A 22,243-nucleotide genomic window follows, 5' to 3' on the forward strand; every position below is an offset into this window, starting at 1 on the left:
CCGTCAGATGAAGTGTTCGACGTGCTCCTCGGCCCACTGCCGGAACGAGCGGGCCGGCGCCCCGGTGGTCTCCTCGACGGCGGAGGTCACGACGCACCGAGCCGTCAGCAGCTCGGTCATGTTCCGGACGTAGAACTCGGTCGGCTTCGGATCGGCGTCCTCCGGGGCCACCTCGACGACCTCGATGTGCCGCCCGAGCACCTCGCCGATCACCTCGATGTGCCGTCGCTGCGTCAGGGCCTCCGGCCCGGTCAGCCAGTACGCCTGGCCCTCGTGCCCGGCGTCGGTCAGGGCCCGGACCGCCACGTCGGCGATGTCGCGTTCGTGGATCGACGCGATGCGGACCTCCAGGAACGGGCCCCGCACGACGTCACCGGCCCGGATCGCCCCGACACAGCGGAGGTACTGGTTGGCGAACGTGGTCGGGCGCAGGAAGGTCCAGGCCATCCCGGACTCCCGCAACGCCTCCTCTACCGTGGCGTGCCTCTTCGAACTCACGCTGTGCCGGGTGGCCGGGTCGACCACGGAGGCCGACGACAGCAGGACGACGTGCTTCACCCGGGCCGTCCGCGCCGCGCTGACGAACGCGGCGATGCTCTCCGGCCTGGCGTACAGGAAGACCTTCTCCACGCCGTCGAGCGCCGCCGGCAGCGTCGCCGGATCGTCGAGATCGAGCCGGACCATCGCGGCGTCGTCGTCCGGTGTCCCGACGCTTCCCGCCGTACGGCTGGATCCGCGGACCGGAATTCCGGCCGATCGGAGCCCGGCCATCACATGGCCGCCGACGTTGCCCTTCGCGCCGATGACAAGGACAGACATGAATTCTCCAAGGGGGCCGAGGGTGGACGAAATCGCCACCAACCTAACGGGGTGGCGAGTAGGCCAGCATCCCTCAGCCTGACAGGCGGGGCATGCGGAAAGGCGACATTCCACGGTCTCGACGCATCGCCGCGCGGCCGGAATCGGGCCCGGTCCAATAGCCGTCGCTGTCAGACCGGGGGATATGGACGAGACCGAATTCGACCTAGCATCGGCTGCACGTCCTAAAAATCAAGATGTGACAGGAAGGGTGGCAGTTCGTGGCTGAGAACGACACGATCACCATTCGCGTTGACGACCGGATCGAGCAGGCCCTCGCCGCCCTGACCCGCGGCGGCGCCTCGCCCACGGCGGCGATCGAGCAGGCGATCCTGGAGTCGGCCCGGCGGGCCGCGCCCTCCGCCCCGACCGCGCCGAACAGCATCGACTCGCAGACGTTGAGCGTGCAGCGGAAGCTGACCCGCGAGCAGTTGCTGGAGTTCGCGGAACGTGGCTTCATCGTGATCCCGGACGTCATTCCGCCGGACATCCTGGCCGCCGCGAACGCGGCGGTCGACGAGCGACTCCGCGAGCATCCCCCCGCGGAAGGGCATGCCGGACCGCACTTCCTGTTCGGCAAGTGGGACGAGGAACCGGCCCTGGCGGCGCTGCTGCGCGACACCCCGGCCTTCGCGCTCGCCGAGGAGCTGACCGGGGACGGCGCCATGGAGTACCCGTGGCAGACGCAGGTCGCGCTGACCTACCCGCCGTACACCGACGACCGCGGCATGCCGCACATCGACGGCGGCATGACGCGCAAGGCCGACGACCCGCCCCGCACGTTCACGGTGCTCGCCGGCTTCTTCCTGACCGACCAGGACGACGAGGACTCCGGCAACCTGTTCGTCTGGCCGGGGACGCACCGCCAGCACGCGCAGTACTTCCGGGAGCGCGGACCCGACGCGTTCACCTCCTATCCGGACATCACGTTGCCCGAGCGGGTGCAGATCCGCGGCAAGGCGGGCGACATGCTGCTGAAGCACTACATGGTTGGTCACAACGTCGGCAACAACACCTCCGACAGGGTGCGCCGCACCGTCTATTTCCGGCTTCGGCGCCGGGGCCACGAGGCGACGTGGCGTGAGGTCCTGCAGGACCCGTGGCACGATTTCACGCCGCTGCGCCCGCTGGTTTCCGCGTTCGAGAAGAACGACGAGCCGGGCAGCTAGAAAAGGCGTGTCGAGATGCGCGCCGGCAGGTCGTCGGACCTGCCGGCACCGCGTTCCAAACACTTCGAAGGACGGCAATACATTGAATGATCTCCCGACATGAAGGCGATCGTGTATTCATCCACCGGCGACGCCGATGTCCTCCACCTGGTGGACCGGCCCGTTCCCGAACCGGGCCCCGGTGAGGTCCGGGTCCGCGTCGCCGTCTCGGGGGTGAACCACTCGGACTGGAAGGGCCGGCGGTTCGGACACCGCAACGGCGTCCTCATGTTCCCCGAGGTGATCCCGCACAACGACGGCAGCGGGGTGATCGACGCCGTCGGCGCGGGCGTCGAACCGGAGCGGGTCGGCCAGCGGGTGTGGGTGTGGGAGGCGGCCTACAAGCGGCCCCACGGCACGGCCGCCGAGTTCAGCATCGTCCCGTCCCGCCTCGCGGTGCCGCTGCCGGCGAACGCCTCGTTCGACACCGGCGCCTGCCTCGGCCTCTCCGCCGTCGCCGCCCACCGTTGCCTGATGACCGTGCAGAACGGCCCCGACCGGCTCGGCCCGGGCGCCCTCGACGGACGGACGGTGCTGGTCGCCGGGGGCGCCGGCGCCGTGGGTCATGCCGCGATCCAACTCGCCGCCTGGTCCGGGGCGACCGTGATCGCGACCGTCAGCAGCCCGGAGAAGGCGAAGCTGGCCCGCACGGCCGGTGCCGCGCACATCGTCGAGTACCGGTCGACCACCGTGGAGGCCGACATCCGGGCCGTCGCGCCGGGCGGCGTGGACCTCATCGTCGAGGTGGCGGCGACCAGGAACATCACCACCGCCATGCAGGTCCTGGCCCAGAACGCCACGGTCGCGGTGTACGGCACCGAGGGGGACCGCACGCTGGCCATCCCGGCCAAGAAGGCGATCGGGCGGAACCTGCGCTTCCAGTTCGTGCTCGTGATGACGCTGCCGGTGGCCGACAAGGACCTCGCGTCGGCCGACGTCACTCGGGCGGTGGCCGACGGCGCGTTCGCCGTGGGCGAGGAGGCCGGGCTGCCGATCCACCGGTTCCCGCTGCGACGCACCGGCGAGGCGCAGGACGCCGTCGAGGCCGGCGTCGTCGGCAGGGTCGTCGTCGACATCGACTAGGCGGCGGTCAGCGCGCGAAGGACACGCCGAGAGGGACGAACGATGTACGACAGCGACACGTACCTGCGGCGACTCGGGTACGACCCGACCGCCGGCCGGCCGGGCGCGGACCTGGCCACCATGGTCGCCCTGCACAAGCGACACATGGAGAACATCCCGTTCAACAGCGCGGGCTCGCTGGCCGTGCCCGCGCCGAGCGGCCGGCTGATCGACCTCGTGGACTTCGACGAGGACGCGACGTTCGACTCGGTGGTCGCGGCGGGCAACGGCGGTGGCTGCGTCCAGATGACCCGGCTCTTCCTCCGGCTGCTGCACGATCTCGGGTTCGACGCCGACCTGATCGGCGGCACCACGGCGGAGGGACGCCAGGCGTACGGCGTCGAGGTCGAGCACATGCTGATCCTGGCCCGGGTCGACGGTGGTTCCTGGCTGGTGGACGTCGGGTACGCCGGGCCCTCGTTCGTCGAGCCGCTGCGCCTCGACGGCGCCTCGGGTGAGCAGGTCCAGTACGGCTGCCGCTACCGCCTGGTCACCGAGGGGGACGGTGTGTCGCTGCGACGCCGCCCCCGGCTCGGCCGCTGGAGCACGGTCTACGAGTTCACGCCGAAGGTCCGTGACCGGTCGGACTGGGTGCCCGCCGAGGCGGCGATCAACGACGCTCTCGCGGCCGGCGGCGAGGGTGGCGGCCTCTACAGCCGGGCCGTCTCCGACGGCCAGGTGGTGCTGAAGGGTCGCCGCTACCTGACCGTGCGGGGCGGCATCGAGTCGGCCCGCACCGTCACCGACGACGGCGACTGGCACGCGTACCGCATCGCGATCCTGGCCGGCGACGTCGGCTGATCCGACAACGAGGAGGAAGCATGCGCCGACGGATTGCCCGGTCGGAGCGGATGTACGTCAGTGAGATCAGGACGCAGGCGCTGCAGATCTGCGTGGTGCGCGGCGGCGTCGACGCCGAACTCCTGGACGCGGCGTTCACCGCGGTCCTGGCCGAGGTGCCGGGGCTGCGCAGCCGCCTGGAGAAGGACGGCGACGACTTCTACCTCAGCCTGCTGGACCCGGACGAGCTGCCGCGCCTGCGCGTGCGGCCCCACGAGCCCGGCGCGCAGGTCGCGGAGTACAACAAGCCGCTGTACCTGGGCGGCCCGCTCGCCCGCGCCGTCCTGCTGACCGGCGCCGACGAGGACGTGGTGATGTTCGGCGTCGACCACGCGATCTGCGACGGCCGCAGCGCGACCGCGTTCTGCCGCCGGATCTGGCAGCGCTACATCGACATCCAGTCCGGAACCCACTCGACGCCGCCGGGCGGGCGGCAGGAGTGGCCGGCGCCGCTCGACGACTGGCTGCCGGCGCGCAGCGACGCCGAACTGGACGCGTACGTCCAGGAGCGGCTCCGCCGGGCGCAGGGCGCACCGGTGGCGTCCCTGCCGTTCCTGGGCGCCGGTTCCCCGCCGGTGCCGGCCGAGAGCCTGATGACCTCCCGCCGCCTCCGGCTGACCGAGTCGGAGACCGCCGGCCTGCTGGCCTTCGCCAAGGACGCCGGGGTGTCGGTGAACGGGCTGGTCGCCGCGGCCCTGCTGGCGGCCGTCCGCGCCGGGCTGCCGGACGAGGTCGAGGACCACCGGCTGTCCAGCTTCTGCACGGTCGACCTGCGCGACCAGGTCGCACCGGGCCTCAGCCACGAGACGATGGTGCCGATGGTCTCCTGGTACCGCGATCTGCTCGACGTGCCGACCGGCGTCGACCTGGTCAAGCTCGGCCACCGGTTCACCACCGGCCTGCGGGCCGGCATCGAGCGCGGCGACGCGGCACTGGAGATGCAGGCCCTGGACCGGCTGCTCGCCCACCCGCAGCTCTGGCCGGCCAGCCTGGTGCTCACCAACGTCGGCCGGATCGACGGCCCGCCGTCGCCGAAGGGGCTGGAGATCGTCGACATGACGAAGTTCCCGCTGTCCAGCCGGTGGGATCCGCAGCGCGGCGCGGGGCCGTTGCTCGCGTCACCGGCGACGATCTACGGCCGGTTCAGCCTCGAGATGCCGTACAGCACGCAGTGCTTCACCACGGCGCAGATGGACGCGATCCACGACCACGTCCGCGGCTCGCTCCTGAGCTGCGCCGATCGCGCGCCGAGCGCCCGCCGGTAGCACGTCCGGGCGGCCGGATCTCCTCCGGCCGCCCGGACATGCCCGGGTCAGAAGCGGACGGGCAGGCGCAGTGCGCCCAGCACCGGGGTCTTCAGGCGGATCGGCACCTCCCGCAGCGGCACGTCCAGGGCGAGCCCGGGCAGGCCGAGCGCCAGCGCGGTCAGCCCCTCGGCCAGCACGAGCCGGGCCAGCCGCTGTCCGACGCAGGCGTGCACGCCGTAGCCGAAGGCCAGATGAGCGGACGCGTCCCGGCTCAGGTCGAGCCGGTCGGGACAGCCGAACCTGGCCGGATCGCGGTTGGCGGCCGGCAGGGCGACCGTCACCGTCTCCCCCTCGCGGATCAGCTCCCCGCCCAGCTCCACGTCGGACAGGGCGGTGCGGAAGATCTGGAACTGGTTGACCGAGGTGTACCGCAGCAGCTCCTCGACCATCGCCTCGATGCCGCTCGCGCCCCCGGCCCGTGCGGCCGACCGCAGCGCGTCGAGCTGGTCGCCGTGGTGCAGGAGCGCCAGCAGCGACGACGCGAGGGCGCCCTCGCAGCTGGCGAAGCCCGCCGCGAACACGATCAGCATCATGTTGGTGATCTCGCGGTCGGTCAGTTCCGGATCGGCGGCCAGGCGCCCGATGACGTCGTCGCCCGGCTCGACCCGGGCCTTGCCCACCAGGTCCAGGAGGTAGAGGTAGGCGTTCGAGCCGGCCTCGCGTTCGCCGTCGAGGCCGACCCGGTCGTCGGTGGCGCTGTCGCTCAGCGCGGACAGCACCGCACTGCCGGCCGACGGGACGCCCATCACCTCGCACAGCACCCGCATCGAGAGCGGCCGGACGAACGTCGCCATCAGGTCGACCGGCGATCCGTGGGTCCGCACCTCGGCGAGCTGCTCGCCGGCCAGCTCGGCCACCCGCGGGCCGTACGCCGCGGTACGGCGGGCACTGAACTCGCTGCTGAGCAGGTTGCGGTAGCGGGTGTGCTCCGGCGGGTCCATGTGGATGAACCCACCCGGCACGATCGGCACGGACGGGAAGACCTCGCCCTTCTTCGTCACCGGGGCGTGGGTGTCGTGGAACCGGTGGCTGAACGCCTGGCTGCTGAGCACCTCCCGGGCGAGGTCGTGGCTGGTGGCCAGCCAGCCGACGTGACCGTCGGGGTACACCATCCGGGTCAGCGGCCGGGTGCGCACCAGTTCGGCGAGCACCGCCGGCGGATCGAACGGTTCGGTGCGGTCCCAATGCCGCAGGTACGAGATCGGCTCCGAGATTCCCTCAGTCATGCGGCGACATCCTCTGGTCGGGAGCGGGTTGCACCGGGTCGGACGACTGGTTCGCGGCCTGCGCGCGCAGCGCCTGCCGGTCCACCTTCCCGGCGGCGCTCAGCGGCAGGGCGGTCAGCAGCAACAGCCGCTCCGGGAACTTCCGCGGCTCCATCCCGGCCCCGGCCAGGTGGGCGGTCAGGTCGGCCAGGGTGAGCGCGGCGGAGGTGGCGACGCAGGCGCAGACCCGTTCGCCGTACAGCGGGTCGGGCACCGCCACGCAGGCGACGTCGCGGATCGCGGGGTGCGTGATCAACACCGACTCCACCTCGGCGGGACTGATGTTGAGGCCGCCGCGGATGACCACGTCCTTGCGGCGCCCGACGATGCGCAGCCGGCCCTGTTCGTCGATCGTGCCGAGATCGCCGGTGCGGGTCCAGCCGTCCGGGGTGCGCTGCGTGCGGTCCAGCTCGGGCGAGTTGACGTAGCTCATCGGCGACATCGGGCCGCGCGCGACGACCTCGCCGGTGGCGCCCGCCGGGAGCTCGGACCCGTCCGGGCCGGCGATGCGGATGTCCGCGACGGCGGGGTCGGGGCGGCCGACCGTGCCGTCGTAGCGGCCCAGGCCGCTGTTGCACGAGACGCCGTCGGCCGAGCCGTACAGCGAGACCACCGTGCAGCCCAACAGCTTCTCGGCGCGCCGAGCGGTGTCCTGGTCGAGCACGGACCCCCCGAGCACGGCGGCCTGCAGGGAGCTGAGGTCGGCGTCGTGGATCTCCGGGCAGTCCAGCAGCATGCGCAGCATCGTCGGCACGCCCAGCAGGTGGGTGGGGCGGGTCTCGGCGATGGTGCGCAGCGTCGCCGCGGCGTCGAAGGACGGCCTCAGCACGAGGGTGCCGCCCAGGGTCGCCAGGGTGACCGGCGTGCCGCTGGAGCCGAAGGCCGAGGCCAGCGGCACCAGGAACAGGTTGCGCATGGTGTCCGGTGATCCCCGGTGCAGGCCGGCCATCATGGCGCCCCGCCCGCCGGCCAGCGCGTTGTGCGAGTACAGGACCATCTTCGGTGCCGCCTCGGACCCCGAGGTGACCAGGATCCGGGCCGGACCGTCGGGATCCACCTCCCGCGGCACGAACTCGTCCGCGATGGCGGCGACGCCCAGGGCCTCGATCGGCACGCAGCCCGGCGTCCCGCCGGGGGCGCCGCCGGCGACGATGACGGTCCGCAGGCTCGGCAGGGCGTCGGCGTGCCGGCGGATGCGCTCCGCGCAGGGGTAACCGTGATGGTCGGCGACGGTGATCACGGCCACCGCCTCGGAGCGGCTCAGCAGGCTCACCGCGTCCCGGTCGCCCCGCCCGAGGGGGAACGGCAGGACGATGGCGCCCACCGCGGCGACGGCGAGGTCGACGGCGCACGCCAGCCGGGCGTTGGGCAGTTGGACCGCCACGACGTCGCCCGGCCCGACGTCGAGCTGCGCCAGCCCGCGGGCCAGCCGCCGGGCGGTCCGGTCGAGCTGGGCGTAGGTGACGGTCCCCCGGGCGTCCAGCACGGCCGGCGCCTGCGGGGCGCGTCGCACATGCGTGCGGAACAGGGAGTACAGGTCCCGGTCCGGGTAGTGGCCCGCGGCGGCCCAGGCCCGGCGCTGGTCGGCGGAGACGTGGTCGACGTACCGGGTGGAGGTGCGGTTCACGAGACCCTCCCTGGTCTGTGCCGGCTGAAGATCCATCCGCTCCCCTAGACCCGGGTGACGAGTCGGGTCAGTGCCGCCCGGGCGTCGGCCCGCAACTGGACCCGGTCGGGCTTGCCCCAGCCGGTCTTCGGCAGCTTCGCGCGGATCTCGATCAGGCTGGGGACGTGATGGTCGGACAACGTCTCGGCGACGTGGCGGCGTACCTCGTCGGGGTCCACGACGGCGCCGGGCTCCGGCACGACGGCGGCGTAGACGCGCTCGACCCGGTCGGCGTCCTCGATCCCGCACACCGCGGCCACCGACACGCCCGGAACCTGGACGAGGACCTTCTCCACCACCTCGGTGTGGATGATCAGCCCCTTGATCGTCATCATGTCCGCGAGCCGGCCGGTCACGTGCAGGTAGCCGCCGCCGTCGAGGTGACCGACGTCGCCGGTGCGCACCCAGCCGTCGCGCACGAGCGCCGCGGTCAGCTCCGGCTCGTGCCAGTAGCCGGCCGACGGCCAGCGCGGGACCGCGCAGATCTCGCCGACCTCGCCGGTGGCCCGCGCCGCGCCGGTCCGCGGGTCACGGATGCTCACCGCCGTGGGGTCGACCGGCCGGCCGACCGTGCCGGCGGCGGCCGGATCGCCGCGCTCGTCCGGGGTGAGCATGGTGAGCAGACCCGCCTCGGTGGTGCCGTAGATCTGGTGGAGCAGGGGACCGAACGCCTCCCGCGCCTCGCGCTCCCGGTGCGGCGGCACCGGACTGCCGCTGTAGACGATCTCGGTCAGGCTGGACAGGTCGGTGGCCGGCCGATCCGGATGCTCGGCGAGGGCGTACACGTGCGGGCCGCCGAGCATGAGCCGGTTGATCCGGTGCGCGGCGACGGCGCGCAGCACGGCTTCCGCGACGAAACCGGGGTGCAACACGACCACCCCTCCGCTGACGAGCGTGTCCTCCGCGGTGAAGACGTCGTAGTGGATGATCGGGGTGATCAGCAGGATGGTCGTCGGGCCGCCCCGGGCGATGGCCCCGGTCGGCAGGCACGGCGCCGCCGCGAGCATCCGGTTGCGGACCCCGAAGGTCCAGCAGACGCCGCTCCGTACGCCCTCCGCCAGCCTGATCTGCGTGATCACCGCGAGGTCGTCGTCGGTGAGGTCCGCGGCGGGACGCACCCCGTCGGCGGAACCGGCGGTGAGGTCCACGGTGCCGGGGCCCCCGGGGCCCAGGACGGCCAGGATCGGCCCGTCGGTCGCGTCCGGCAGCAGCGCGGACACCCGTTGCTCGCTGGCCGGGTCGACCGCCAGCATCCGCGCGCCGGCGTCGACACCGAGGAACCGCCGCAGCTCCACCTGCAACTCGTCGCCCGCCCGGGTCGGGTTCACCCAGCGCAGGTGCGCGGCGGCCGCGCCCACCAGATTCGCCGCCCACTGCAGGATCAGCGTGGCGGCGTTGTTCGGTTCGGTCACGATGCCGACCACGTCGCCGCGGCCCATGCCGTGCTCGCGCATCGCGCTCGCGGCCCGGCGGGTGGCGTCGGCCAGCTCCCCCGCGGTGTACGGGACGTCCCCGCTGACCAGGGCGACGCGCTCCGGATCGGCGTCGAAGTGGGTCAGCAACCGCTGAACGTAGTGCAGGTCCGTCGTACTCATCGGCCGGTTTCGCCTTCCTGTGGCGTGGGGAGAGGTCACCGCCGGGACCCCGGCCGCGCCAGCGCCCGGCAGGCGTCGGCCCGCAGCCGTACCCGGTCGGGTTTGCCCGGCCCGGTCACCGGCAGCTCCTGACGGACCTCGATCAGGCTGGGGACGTGGTTCTCGGACAGTGCCTCGGCGACCAGACGGCGCAGCTCCCCGAGGTCCACGGTGGCGCCCGGCACCGGCACGACGGCGGCGTAGATGTGCTCCACCCGGTTGGTGTCCTCGACCCCGCACACCACCGCCTGGGAGACGCCCGGCGCCTGACTGAGCACCTTCTCCACCGCCTCGGGGTGCACCCGCAGACCCTTCACCTTCATCATGTCCGCGATCCGGCCGGTCAGGTGCAGGTAGCCGTCCGCGTCCAGGTGGCCGACGTCGCCGGTACGGACCCAGCCGTCCCGCACCAGCGCCGCGGTCAGCTTCGGCTCGTGCCAGTAGCCGGCCGTGGGCCAGCGTGGGACCGCGCAGATCTCGCCGACCTCGCCGTCCGGCAGGGCCGCGCCGGTCTCCGGGTGCCGGATGCTCAGCGCCGCCGGGTTGACCGGCCGACCCACGGTGGCGCAGCGGGCGGGATCGTCGTGATCGTCCGGAGGGAGCATGGACAGCACGCCGGTCTCGGTCGTGCCGTACACCTGGATCAGCACCGGACCGAAGATCTCCCGGGCCTCGCGCAGCCGCTGCGGCGCGGCCGGGCTTCCCGTGTAGATCAGCTCGGTGAGGCTGGACAGGTCGGTGGCCGGCCGGTCGGGGTGCGTCGCGAGGGCGTACACCTGCGGGGTGCCGATGATCAGCCGGCCGACCCGGCGCTCGGCGACGGTGCGCAGCACCTCGGCCGCGTCGAACCCCAGGTGCAGGACGACCGTGCCGCCGGTGATGAGCGCGTCGTCGGCGCTGAACCCGCTCGAGTGGGTCAGCGGCGCGGTGATGAGGATGGTCGTCCGTCCACTGCGGCCGGACGCCGTGGCGACCATGTCGTTCTTGACGCCGAAGGTCCAGCAGACGCCCTTCGGCAGGCCGCTCGATCCGCTGGTCTGGGTGATCACCGCGAGGTCGTCGTCGGTGAGGTCCACGCGGGGCACGGCCTCCCCGTCGCACTCGGCGGTCAGGTCCACCGTGTCCGGGCCGCCGGGCCCGAGCATCGCGAGGACCGGCCGGTCGGCGTCGCCGGTCAGCAGATCACGCGCCCGCTGCTCGTGCGACGCGTCGACCGCCAGCATCCGGGCGCCCAGATCGGTGACGACGGCGCGCTGCAACTCCAGCCGCAGCTCGTCGTCCGGGATGACGGCGTTCATCCCCCGTACGTGCGCGGCGGTCGCCCCCACCAGGTTGGCCGCCCAGCGCAGGATCAGCGTGGCGGCCGTGTTCGGCTCGGTCAGGATGCACACGACGTCCCCGCGGGAGATGCCCTGGCGGCGGATCGCGACGGCCGCCCGGCGCACGGTGTCGGCGATCTCGCCCGCGGTGTGGGTGACACCACCACTGACTATCGCGGCGCGCTGCGGATCGGCGTCGAAACGGGTGAGCAACTGCTCGACATAATGCTCATGCGTCGTACTCATGACCCGGTTTTCGCCTTCCTTTCCGGGAATTGCGACGACCATCGCCGACCGCAGACCGCACGTTAACCGGCGGCCCACCCGACGCCCATCCCTCACATTGACAGCTCTTTTTTCCTCAGCCGGGCCGGATCAGTCCGCGGGGCGCAGCCAACGGTCGACACGGGCGCGCAGGCCGTCCGGGAAGACGTCCTTGCGCAGCAGGGCGTGCACGCCCTTGGGCGGCAGCGGGACGTCGACGTGGTGGATCTCGCTCTGGTCCGCGTACTGGGTGATCCGGAAGCTCGCCGCCATGCTGCACAGCGCGTACGCCTCGGCCCGGGTGACGCCGGACGCCTCGCTGAACCAGCCGATCAGGCCGCGCAGGCAGTCGAGCAGCGCGGCCTCCAGGCTGTCGGCCAGTCCGATGCCGATCCAGTGCGTGTCCGTCTCGGCCAGCGGGCGGGTGAGGTTCACGTTCTTGTGCAGGTCGTACCGCATCCGGAGGCGCTCGGCCGTGGACTTCAGGCCGGTCTGGTCGACCAGCCCGTCGCCCTGCAGGGCGTGGATGTCACCGAGCCAGATCCGCGCACCGGGCTTGGCCACCGGAAGGAACAGGGACGAGCCCACGGTGAGCTCCGGGAGCGCCAGGTTGCCGCCGTGCGCGCCGCCGACCAGCGCACTGGTCTGCCCGTCGCCGGCCGGCTCGACCGCGACGATGCCGGCGAACGGGTCGAGCGGCAGCGTGATCCCGTGGACGTAGTCGGCCCGGGTGCGGCTGTCGTCGAAGCGGAAGTCGTGGAAGTACGGCTCGTCGAAGTCGTACGGCAGAGCGCCGGCCCGGGTCGGGAAGGCGTTGCCGCCCCAGTCACCCAGTCGCAGCTCGGTCAGCCGGCACTCGACGACGTCGCCGGGCTCGGCGCCGGTCACCTCGACCGGGCCGACGATCTGGAACGGGCAGCCCGGGTACTCCCGGCGCAGTCGGGCCCGGTCGGCCGGCGTCATGCCGTACCGGAGCTGGTTGTGCCAGTTGGTCCAGGTGTCCGGGTAGAGGACGTCGTCGCCGGGCTCGATCTTGGCGGCCGGCGCCGCGTCCGGATCGAGAATTCCCGGCCGGACCGTGGCCGATGTGGACTGGACCGTATGCGTCGTCACGGATGCCACGCTAAGCAGCCGCCGACAAGGCGGGCAAGCAATTCCGGGCACCGCCGAAACAACTACCAACCTGACGGAGGGAAACGAATCCGGGTGGTCGTCTGTCAGTGTGAGGGATGCCCGGCCCCAACGGCCGCTCCTAGCCTCCGAATGCGGGCCGCCGGGCTTTCGTCCGTCGGTCTCCGCTTTTCGAGAGGACGAGTGACACCGTGCGCGCCGAACTGATCAGAGCCCTCCCGTCCGTGTTGCGGGAGCACCGGGACAGCTTCGGCCGGAAGGTCGCCTTCCAGGACGACCGGCGGAGCGTCACGTACGGCGAGTTGGAGGCCCGCACGCGGCGGCTCGCCGGCCACCTGGCGGCCCTCGGGGTGCGGCGTGGCGACCGCGTCATGATCTGCCTGCGCAACGGCGTCGAGATGATCGAGAGCTACCTCGCCGTCCTTCGTGCGGGCGCGGTCGGCGTTCCGGTGAACCCGACGTCGTCGGAGTCCGAACTGGACTGGCTCCGCTCCGACAGCGGGGCGGCGTTCGTGGTCACCGACCCGGCGCACGCGGCCGGGTTCCTGCGCTCGCCGTCCCCGGCCGCCGGCGTACACCTGCTGGTGACCGGCGACGCACCCGGGCATCCGGCGGTCCACGCCTTCGCGGAACTGGCCCGGACCGAACCGGCGGAACCGGCACGCGACGACCTCGGCCTGGACGAAATGGCCTGGATCTTCTACACCTCGGGGACCACCGGGCAGCCGAAGGGCGTGCTGTCCACCCAGCGCAACTGCCTGTACTCGGTCGCGGCCAGCTACGTGCCGATCCCGGGGCTGACGGCGGACGACCGCGTGCTCTGGCCGCTCCCCCTGTTCCACAGCCTCTCCCACATCGCGTGCCTGCTGTCGGTGACCGTGGTCGGCGCGACCGCCCGGCTCATGGACGCGCCGTCCGGTGACGAGTTCCTGGCGGCCGCCCGGGAGAGCGCGGCCACCTTCGTCGCCGGCGTCCCGACCACGTACCACCACCTGCTCGAGGCCCGCCGGCAGCGCCCGATCACGCTGCCCAGCCTGCGGATCGGGTTGGTCGGCGGCGCCGTGGCCGACGCCGCGCTGTGCCGGTCGTTCCGGGAGGAGTTCGGGGTCCCGCTGGTCGACGCGTACGGCAGCACCGAGACGTGCGGGGCGATCACCATGAACCCGCCGGACGGCGACCGCGTCGACGGTTCCTGCGGGCTCCCGGTGCCCGGGGTGGACGTCCGCATCACCGACCCGGAGACCGGCCGGGAGGTGCCGGTCGACGTCGAGGGCGAGGTGTGGGTACGCGGGCCGAACGTGACGTCCGGCTACCACGACCGGCCGGACGCGACCGCGGCGGCGTTCCGGGACGGCTGGTACCGCACCGGCGACCTCGCCCGCCGGGACGCCGCCGGCTACGTCACCATCCGCGGCCGGATCAGCGACCTGATCATCCGGGGCGGGGAGAACGTCCACCCGGAGGAGATCGAGGCGGTCCTGCGCGCCGCCGGAGGAGTCACCGACGCCGCGGTGGCCGGTCGGCCGCACGACGTGCTGGGTGAGGTGCCGGTGGCCTACGTCGTCCTCGACCGGCCCGGCGCCGAGGTGCGCGCCGTGATCGAGCGGTGCCGCCGGGAGCTGTCCCCGTTCAAGGTGCCCGACGAGGTGTACGAGGTGACCCGCGTCCCGCGGACCGCGTCGGGCAAGATCCAGCGCCGCCTGCTGGCCGACCGGCCGGCCGTGCTGCGCCACACCGCGACCGGACGGCACGACGGCGTCCTGCGCCTGGAGTGGACGCCCGCGCCGTCCGGTGACACCGCCGGCCCCCGGCCGGCGTCCTGCGCGTTCGTCGGGCCGGCGGCGGCCGGCCTCGCCGCGTCCGGGGTTCCCTGCACCCACCACGCCGATCTGGGCACGGCCGACGTCGCCGACATGACGGTGCTGGTCGCGCCCGGCACGCCGAGCCCCGGGGAGGTTCGACGGCTGGTCGACGACGTGGCGGCGTGGGCCGAGCGGACCGGGTCGGGGCGGCTGGTCGTGGTGACCCGTCGCGCGACGGCGACGTCGGCCGACCGGGAGCCGGCCGATCCCGCCCAGGCCATGCTGGCGGCCGCCACGGCCCGGGTGCTGGGGGCCCGGGCGATCCTGGTCGACCTCGACGAGCAGGCACCGGTCGACGCCGTGCCGTACGGGAACCTGCGCGACGAGCCGCGCTGGGCGCTGCGCGACGGCCGGCTCCTGGTCGCGCGGNCGGCGTGGTGGTGCTGACCGGCGCGGACACCGTACGGGGCGCCGCCGTGGCACACCATCTGGCGGCCGTCCGCCCGGACGTGCGACTCCTGCCGGTCACCAGCGCGCAGGAGGGACCGGCCGGCGTCGTCGACGCGGTGATCCTGGCCGACGGTGACCCGGAGCTGGCCCGCCGGCTCAGCGCCGTCGTCGACTCCGACCGGTCCCCGTTCATCGTGATCACCGACTCGCACGAGATGGCCGGGACGACGGCTCCCGGCCCGGCGGTCGCCGCGGCGGAGCGGGAGGCGGTGGTCCACGACCGCCGCCGACGGGGTCTTCGCGGCGCGTCGCTGGCCTGGTGCGAGACGGCCGACCCGTCCTGGTTGCGCGACGGACTGTCCGCGATCGACACGCTCCTCGCGATCCCGGCCCCGGCGCAGGTGCTCGCCCTGCGTCCGTCCCGGCCGGCGGCGGGGGCCGCGGTGCCCGCGCCGCTGCGGGGCCTCTTCCCGGCGCGGCTCGTCGCGGACGACCCCGACGGCACGGCGTCCGAGTTCCGGGCCGAGCTGGCCCGCCTGGACGGGCACGCGCGCCACGCGCTGCTCCAGTCCCTGGTCCGGGAGCAGACCGCGGCGGCGCTCGGCCGGTCCGGCGCCGCGGACGTCCCGGCCGACCGGGCGTTCCGGGATCTCGGGTGCTCCTCGGCCACGATCGTCGAACTACGGGCCAGGCTGACGGCCCGGACCGGCCTGGCGGTGCCGACCGGGGCGGCGTTCGACCATCCGACGCCACGCGCGCTGGCCGCGTACCTGCACGCCGAACTGGTCGGTGACACCGCCACCGACGTGACCGGGCGGGTGCCGTCGGCGAGCGACGAGCCGATCGCCGTCATCGGGATGGCCTGCCGGCTGCCGGGCGGGATCGCCGGGCCGGCGGACCTGTGGCGGCTGGTCAGCGAGGGCCGGGAGGCGTCCGGGCCGTTCCCGGACGACCGTGGCTGGGACCTGGCGCGGCTGTTCGACGCCGACCCGGGCCGCGCCGGCACCTCGTACGTCGACCGCGGCGGTTTCCTCGACGACGCGGCGGAGTTCGACGCCGGCTTCTTCGGCATCTCCCCGCGCGAGGCGACCGCCATGGACCCGCAGCAGCGCGTGCTGCTGGAGACCGCGTGGGAGGCGCTGGAGCACGCGGGCATCGACGTGTCCTCGTTGCGGGGCACCGACGCGGGGGTCTTCGCCGGCCTGATGGAGCAGGGCTACGGCGCCGGCGGTCCGGTGCCCGAGGAGTTGGAGGCGTTCCAGACCACCGGCACCGCGGGCAGCGTCGCGTCGGGGCGGGTCTCCTACCTGCTCGGTCTGCGCGGGCCGTCGATGACCGTCGACACGGCGTGCTCGTCCTCGCTGGTCGCCCTGCACCTGGCCGCGCACGCGCTGCGCCGCGACGAGTGCTCGCTGGCGTTGGCCGGCGGCGTCACGGTGATGGCCACCCCGCAGTCGTTCGTCGAGTTCTCCCGCCAGCGTGCGCTGGCCCCCGACGGCCAGTGCAAGTCCTACGCCTCGGCCGCCGACGGCACCGCGTGGGCGGAGGGCGCCGGGATGCTGGTCCTGGAACGCCTGAGCGACGCCCGCCGCAACGGACGCCGGATCCTCGCCGTGCTGCGCGGCTCGGCGGTGAACTCCGACGGGGCCTCCAACGGCCTCACCGCGCCGAGCGGTGAGGCGCAGCAGCGCGTCATCCGGCAGGCGCTGCGGGCCGCCGGGCTGGAACCGGACGCGGTCGACGCGGTGGAGGGACACGGGACCGGGACCGTCCTCGGCGACCCGATCGAGGCCGAGGCGTTGCTGGCCGCCTACGGGCGGAACCGCGACGCCGACCAGCCACTCTGGCTGGGCTCGCTCAAGTCGAACATCGGCCACACCCAGGCGGCGGCCGGCGTCGCCGGGGTGATCAAGATGGTCCAGGCCCTGCGGTACGGGGTGCTGCCCGCGACGCTGCACGTGGACGAGCCGAGCACGCGGGTCGACTGGTCGGCCGGCGCGGTCGCCCTGCTGACCGGGAGCAGGCCGTGGCCGGACCGGGGGCGACCGCGTCGCGCGGGAGTCTCCAGCTTCGGCCTGAGCGGTACGAACGCCCACGTGATCCTGGAGGAGGCACCCCGGCCGGCACCCGTCGCGCCGGCGGCGGCCCCGCCCCCGGTCGTGCCGCTGGTCCTGTCCGCCCGCGGTGCGGGTGCGCTCACCCGGCTGGCGGACCGGCTGGTCTGCCTCATCGAGGCCGCCGACGAGTCGTCGTGGGTCGACGTCGCCGTGGCGCTGGCCGCCCGGCGTACGGTGATGGACGAACGCGCGGTGGTGCTGGCCGGCTCGCGGGACCAGGCGCTGGCCGGCCTGCGCACCCTGGCCGCCGGCGAGGCGAGTCCGTTCGTGCTGCGCGGCACCGCCACGTCCGACGCGTCGTCCGGCGTCGTGCTGGTGTTCCCCGGGCAGGGCGCGCAGTGGACCGGGATGGGGCGTGACCTGCTCGCCGCCTCCCCCGAGTTCGCCGCCGTCGCGCGGGAGTGCGCCCGGCTGCTGACCGAGTGGGCGGACTGGTCGCTGATCGACGTGCTGCGCGGCGAAGCCGACCCGGAGCTGCTGGACCGCGTCGACGTCATCCAGGTGGCGAGCTTCGCGACGATGGCCGGGCTGGCCGCGGTCTGGGCGGCGGCGGGCGTCCGGCCGGACGCGGTGGTGGGCCACTCCCAGGGCGAGATCGCGGCGGCGTACGTCGCCGGGGCGCTCTCCCTGCACGACGCGATGCGGGTCGTCGTGGTCCGCAGCCGGATGATCGCCGAGACCCTGGCCGGCCGGGGCGGCATGGCGTCGGTACGCCTCGGGGCCGCCGAGGCGGCGACGCGGCTGGCGAGATGGCACGGCCGGATCCAGGTCGCCGCAGTGAACGGGCCGTCCTCGGTGGTCGTCTCCGGCGACGCGGAGGCGCTGACCGAGGCGTTGCGCGAACTGACCGCGTCCGGCGTCGACGTACGACGGGTGGCCGTCGACTACGCGTCGCACAGCGTCCACGTCGAGGCCCTCCGGGAGCGGCTGCCGGCGGCGCTGGACGGCCTGTCGCCGGCCGGGCCGACGGTGTCCTTCCACTCGACCGTGACCGCCGACCGGGTCGAGGACGCCCTGGACGGCGACTACTGGTACCGCAACCTGCGGCAGCCGGTCCGGTTCGGCCCCACGGTCGACCGCCTGATGGAGCAGGGCTTCGGGGCGTTCATCGAGGTCAGCTCGCATCCCGTGCTCGCCCAGCCGATCGCCGAGGCCGCACACGAGGCGAACCGGCCGGCGGTCGTCGCCGGTTCCCTGCGACGCGACGACGGCGGGATCGACCGCCTCGCGCGGTCGATGGCCGAGGTCTTCGTCGCCGGCGTCGCGGTGCACTGGCGCGGCCTGCTCCCGGCGGGCGACCGGACGGCCTGGGTGGACCTTCCGACCTACCCGTTCGAGCGGCAGCGGTTCTGGCGACGCCCGGCGGCGCCCGCCGACGCGTCCGGCCTGGGCCTGGAGGACGCCGGGCACCCGCTGCTGGGCGCCCTGGTGCGGCTGCCGGACCCCGGTGGCCTGGTCGCGACCGGGCGGTGGACCGCGGCGACGCTGCCCTGGGCGGCCGGGGACGACGTGCCGGACGCGGCCCTCGTCGAGCTGGCGCTGCGGGTCGGTGACCTGGCCGGCGCGCCGGTCGTCGAGGAGCTGACCGTCGACCGACCGGTGGTGTTGCCCGGCCACGGCGGTCTCGACGTCCGGATCGTCGTCGGGCCGCCGGACGCCGGCCACCGGCGGTCGCTGACGGTCCACTCGGGCACCTCCGGGCAGTGGACGCCGCACGCCACCGGCACCCTGGCGCCGGCGGCCGGAGCCGTACCCGCAGCCGCCGGCAACGCCTCGGCCGAGGTCACCCTCGACGCCGGGCGGCCGGACGCCGACCGCTACGGCATCCATCCGGCGCTGCTCGACGCGGCGGTCCGGAGCGTCCTGCCCCCCGGCCGGCGGGCGAGGACCTGGCGGGGCGTACGGCTGCTGGCCGCCGGGGCCGGCACCGTCGAGGTCCGGTCCACCCCGGCCGGGGACGGACCGGCCCTCCGCGTCGATCTGGCGGACCGGGCCGGGCAACCGGTGCTGGCGGTGGCCGAGCTGATCGCCGGGGAGCGCGCCTTCACCGCGGCCCTGTTCCGCCTGGACTGGGTCGACGTGGCGATGCCCGGTCCCGTCGCCGACGCACCGGCGACGCCGCTGGTCCACGAGGCGGACGTCGCGGCCGGCGACCCGCGTACGGCGGTCGTCGAGGTGCTCGGAGCGATCCAGGCGTTCCTCGCCCGGCCGGCCGAGGACGACACCCGGCTGGTGATCGTCACGCCGGACGACGACGACGTCGCCACCAGCGCCGTCTGGGGGCTGGTCCGCTCCGCCCAGGCGGAACATCCGGGTCGGCTGGTGCTGCTGGCGGCGGACCGGGCCGACCGGGCGACCGCCTCGGACGCCGCCGCCGCGTACGGCGACGAGCCGCAGCTTCGGCTACGCGACGGTCGCTGGCAGGCGCCCCGGCTGAGGCGGCTGGTCGCGGACACACCCCCGTCCCGGCCGCTCGACCCCGCCGGCACCGTGCTGATCACCGGCGGCACCGGAACGCTGGCCGCGGTGACCGCACGGCACCTCGTCACCGCGCACGGCGTCCGCCACCTGGTCCTGGCCGGCCGGCGCGGCCCGGCGGCCGACGGCGCCACGGCGTTGCGCGACGAGCTGACCGGGCTCGGCGCCACCGTCCGGCTGGTGGCCGCCGACGTGTCCGACCGCGACCAGGTGGCCGCCCTGCTGGCCGCCGTGCCCGAGGAGCAGCCGCTGACCGCGGTCGTGCACACCGCCGGGGTCCTCGACGACGCCGTGATCACCCGGCTCGACCCCGGCCGCGTCGACGCCGTGTTCGGCGCGAAGGTCGACGCGGCCCGCCACCTGGACGCCCTCACCCGGGACCTCGACCTCGCCGCCTTCGTCCTCTACTCCTCGGCGGCCGGTGTGCTCGGCAACCCGGGCCAGGGCAACTACGCCGCCGCGAACGCGGCCATGGACGCCGTGGCACGGCACCGGCGCCGGGCCGGGCGGGCGGCGGTCTCGATCGCCTGGGGCTACTGGGACCGGGCCAGCGGCCTGACCCGCCACCTCGGCCGGGCCGACCACCGCCGGAACCGGGACGGCGGCATGACCGGCCTGTCCGACCCGGACGGGATGGCGTTGCTCGACCGGTCCCTGGGCGTCGGCGACGCCACCGTCGTCGCGGCCGCGCTGGACCCGGCCACGCTGCCGGCGGCCGGCGACCCGAGGTTGTCGCCGGTGCTGCGCGACCTGTTCGCGGTCGACCGGGCCGGCGCGACCGCGGCACCGGCCGGCGCGACGGTGCGGGCCGCCGCCGGGGCGCCGGCCGCCCGGTCCCGCGGGCTCGGCGAGCTGCCCGAGGCCGAGCAGCTCGACGCCCTGGTCGACCTGATCCGCCGGCAGTCCGCGCTGGTCCTCGGGCACCCGGACAGCGACGCCATCCGGCTCGACCGGACGTTCAAGGACGCCGGCTTCGACTCGCTCACCGCCCTCGAACTGCGCAACCGGCTGGCCGCGGCGACCGGGCTGACCCTGTCCCCCGCGATGATCTTCGACCATCCGCGGCCCCGGTCGCTCGCGGCCCACCTGCGCGACCGGCTCGCCGGCCNCGGCGAGCCGATCGCCATCGTCGCGATGGCCTGCCGGTTTCCCGGCGGCGTCCGCAGCCCCGAGGACCTGTGGCGGCTCGTGGCCGACGAGACCGACGCGGTCACCGGGTTCCCCACCGACCGTGGCTGGGACGCCGACCGGCTGTTCGACCCCGACCCCGACCACCCCGGCACGACGTACGTCCGGCACGGGGCCTTCCTCGACGAGCCCGGCGCGTTCGACGCCGCCTTCTTCGGCATCTCGCCGCAGGAGGCGCTGGCGATGGACCCGCAGCAGCGGCTGGTCATGGAGACCTCGTGGGAACTGCTCGAACGAGCCGGCATCGATCCGCACGGCCTCGCCGGCCAGGACGTCGGCGTGTTCGTCGGGGTCAACAGCCACGACTGGACCGTACGCACGCATCACGCGCCCGCCGTGGAGGGCTTCCGGCTGACCGGCGGCTCGGGCAGCGTCGTCTCCGGGCGGGTGGCCTACCACCTGGGCCTGGAAGGTCCGGCCATCACGGTCGACACCGCCTGTTCGTCCTCGCTGGTGACCCTGCACCTGGCCGTGCAGGCGATCCGCAACGGCGAGTGCTCGATGGCGCTGGCGGGCGGCGTGATGGTGATGGGCTCGGTGGAGACCTTCGTCGAGTTCTCCCGGCAGCGGGGCCTCGCCCCCGACGGCCGCTGCAAGGCCTTCGCCGACGCGGCCGACGGCACCGGCTGGTCGGAGGGGGTCGGGCTGCTGCTGGTCGAGCCGCTGGCCCAGGCGCGGGCGCGGGGCCATCGGGTGCTGGCGCTGGTCCGCGGGACGGCGGTGAACTCCGACGGCGCCTCCAACGGCCTCACCGCGCCCAACGGCCCGGCGCAACAACGCGTGATCCGCCGGGCGCTCGCCGCGGCCGGCCTGCGCGGCGACGAGGTGGACTCCGTCGAGGGGCACGGCACCGGGACCACGCTGGGCGACCCCATCGAGGCGCAGGCGCTGATCGAGACGTACGGCCGGGACCGGCCGGCCGACCGGCCGCTGTGGCTCGGGTCGGTGAAGTCGAACATCGGCCACACCCAGGCCGCGGCCGGGGTCGCGGGTGTGATCAAGATGGTGCTGGCGATGCGGCACGGCGTCCTGCCCAGGACGCTGCACGTCGACCGACCGTCGACCCATGTGGACTGGTCGGCGGGTGCCGTCCGGCTGCTCACCGAACGCCGCGACTGGCACCGGGACGGACGACCGCGCCGGGCCGGCGTCTCCTCGTTCGGCATCGGCGGCACCAACGCGCACGTCATCCTGGAGGAGTTCGACCACGAACCCGGCCAGGAAGCTGACCGGGAGGTCACCGGGCCGGTCGACGGCCCGTACCTGCCGGTGCCGATCTCCGGTCGCAGCCCGGCCGCCCTGCGGGCCCAGGCCGGCCGGCTGGCGGACTTCGTCGCGGCGCGGCCGGACCTGCGGCCCGCCGACCTCACCCTCGCGCTGGCCACCGGCCGGGCGCAGCTCGACCACCGGGCCGTCCTGGTGGTACGCGACCGGGAGCGGCTGGCCGACGGTCTGCGGGCCCTGGCCGGCGGTGCCGCCCCGGCCATCGGCGGAAGCCCGGCCGACGGCAGGCTGGCGGTCCTGTTCACCGGGCAGGGCAGCCAGTGGCCCGGCATGGGCCGGGACCTCGCCGAGCGGTTCCCGGTCTTCGCCG

General features: G+C 74.2%; 12 protein-coding genes and 1 pseudogene. 7 read left to right on the top strand and 6 right to left on the bottom strand.

Translation table 11 applies throughout. The features are described from left to right. Positions 1 to 3 precede the first annotated feature (3 nt). The gene (locus B1205_RS24020) at positions 4 to 819 is read right to left on the bottom strand and encodes an SDR family oxidoreductase (protein ID WP_089157673.1); all 816 of its coding nucleotides are present in this window, start codon (positions 817 to 819) and stop codon (positions 4 to 6) included. 260 nt (positions 820 to 1,079) lie between these two features. On the opposite strand from B1205_RS24020, the gene B1205_RS24025 reads away from it, so the two are divergent. The 4 genes from B1205_RS24025 (at position 1,080) to B1205_RS24040 (ending at position 5,293) form a co-directional block, all read left to right on the top strand. Then, positions 1,080 to 2,027, top strand: a complete 948-nt coding sequence (locus B1205_RS24025; protein ID WP_089157674.1) for a phytanoyl-CoA dioxygenase family protein — start codon at positions 1,080 to 1,082, stop codon at positions 2,025 to 2,027. Positions 2,028 to 2,126: 99 nt separating this feature from the next. Beyond that, positions 2,127 to 3,149 carry an NADPH:quinone reductase gene (locus B1205_RS24030; RefSeq protein ID WP_089157675.1) on the top strand — a complete coding sequence of 341 codons (1,023 nt, stop codon included), beginning with the start codon at positions 2,127 to 2,129 and terminating at the stop codon, positions 3,147 to 3,149. A gap of 42 nt (positions 3,150 to 3,191) precedes the next feature. Then, positions 3,192 to 3,989: an arylamine N-acetyltransferase family protein gene (locus tag B1205_RS24035; RefSeq protein WP_089157676.1), complete on the top strand. Its 798-nt coding sequence runs from the start codon at positions 3,192 to 3,194 to the stop codon at positions 3,987 to 3,989. 20 nt (positions 3,990 to 4,009) lie between these two features. Then, positions 4,010 to 5,293: a phthiocerol/phthiodiolone dimycocerosyl transferase family protein gene (locus B1205_RS24040; protein ID WP_089157677.1), complete on the top strand. Its 1,284-nt coding sequence runs from the start codon at positions 4,010 to 4,012 to the stop codon at positions 5,291 to 5,293. Between the two features lie 47 nt (positions 5,294 to 5,340). Here the strand turns inward: B1205_RS24040 and B1205_RS24045 are convergent, their stop codons facing one another. The 5 genes from B1205_RS24045 to B1205_RS24065 all read right to left on the bottom strand — a co-directional run bounded on the left by B1205_RS24045 (position 5,341) and on the right by B1205_RS24065 (position 12,596). Continuing rightward, positions 5,341 to 6,561, bottom strand: coding sequence for a cytochrome P450 (locus B1205_RS24045; RefSeq protein WP_089157678.1), 1,221 nt, complete (start codon positions 6,559 to 6,561; stop codon positions 5,341 to 5,343). Next, a complete protein-coding gene (locus B1205_RS24050) occupies positions 6,554 to 8,227 on the bottom strand; it encodes a class I adenylate-forming enzyme family protein (RefSeq protein WP_217809869.1) in 1,674 nt (557 codons plus the stop codon). The genes B1205_RS24045 and B1205_RS24050 overlap by 8 nt, the downstream gene beginning before the upstream one ends. Positions 8,228 to 8,271: 44 nt before the next feature. Then, entirely contained in the window at positions 8,272 to 9,861 is a 1,590-nt protein-coding gene (locus B1205_RS24055; protein WP_089157680.1) for a class I adenylate-forming enzyme family protein, read from the bottom strand. Positions 9,862 to 9,896: 35 nt separating this feature from the next. Then, on the bottom strand, positions 9,897 to 11,465 hold the full coding sequence (locus B1205_RS24060) for a class I adenylate-forming enzyme family protein (protein WP_176308773.1): 1,569 nt from the start codon (positions 11,463 to 11,465) through the stop codon (positions 9,897 to 9,899). Positions 11,466 to 11,594: 129 nt separating this feature from the next. Then, positions 11,595 to 12,596, bottom strand: a complete 1,002-nt coding sequence (locus B1205_RS24065) for an acetamidase/formamidase family protein (RefSeq protein ID WP_089157682.1) — start codon at positions 12,594 to 12,596, stop codon at positions 11,595 to 11,597. 242 nt (positions 12,597 to 12,838) lie between these two features. On the opposite strand from B1205_RS24065, the gene B1205_RS24070 reads away from it, so the two are divergent. The 3 genes and pseudogenes from B1205_RS24070 to B1205_RS33570 form a co-directional block, all read left to right on the top strand. Then, entirely contained in the window at positions 12,839 to 14,863 is a 2,025-nt protein-coding gene (locus tag B1205_RS24070) for an AMP-binding protein (RefSeq protein WP_441338549.1), read from the top strand. 245 nt (positions 14,864 to 15,108) lie between these two features. Next, positions 15,109 to 18,906, top strand: a pseudogene (locus tag B1205_RS33565) (type I polyketide synthase); the annotation flags it as partial. Positions 18,907 to 19,068: 162 nt separating this feature from the next. Then, positions 19,069 to 22,243, top strand: a 3,175-nt coding sequence (locus tag B1205_RS33570; RefSeq protein WP_441338550.1) for a type I polyketide synthase, incomplete at its 3' end; no start/stop codon positions are given.

The sequence above is a fragment of the Micromonospora sp. NBS 11-29 genome (assembly GCF_002140155.1).
Lineage (GTDB): Bacteria > Actinomycetota > Actinomycetes > Mycobacteriales > Micromonosporaceae > Micromonospora.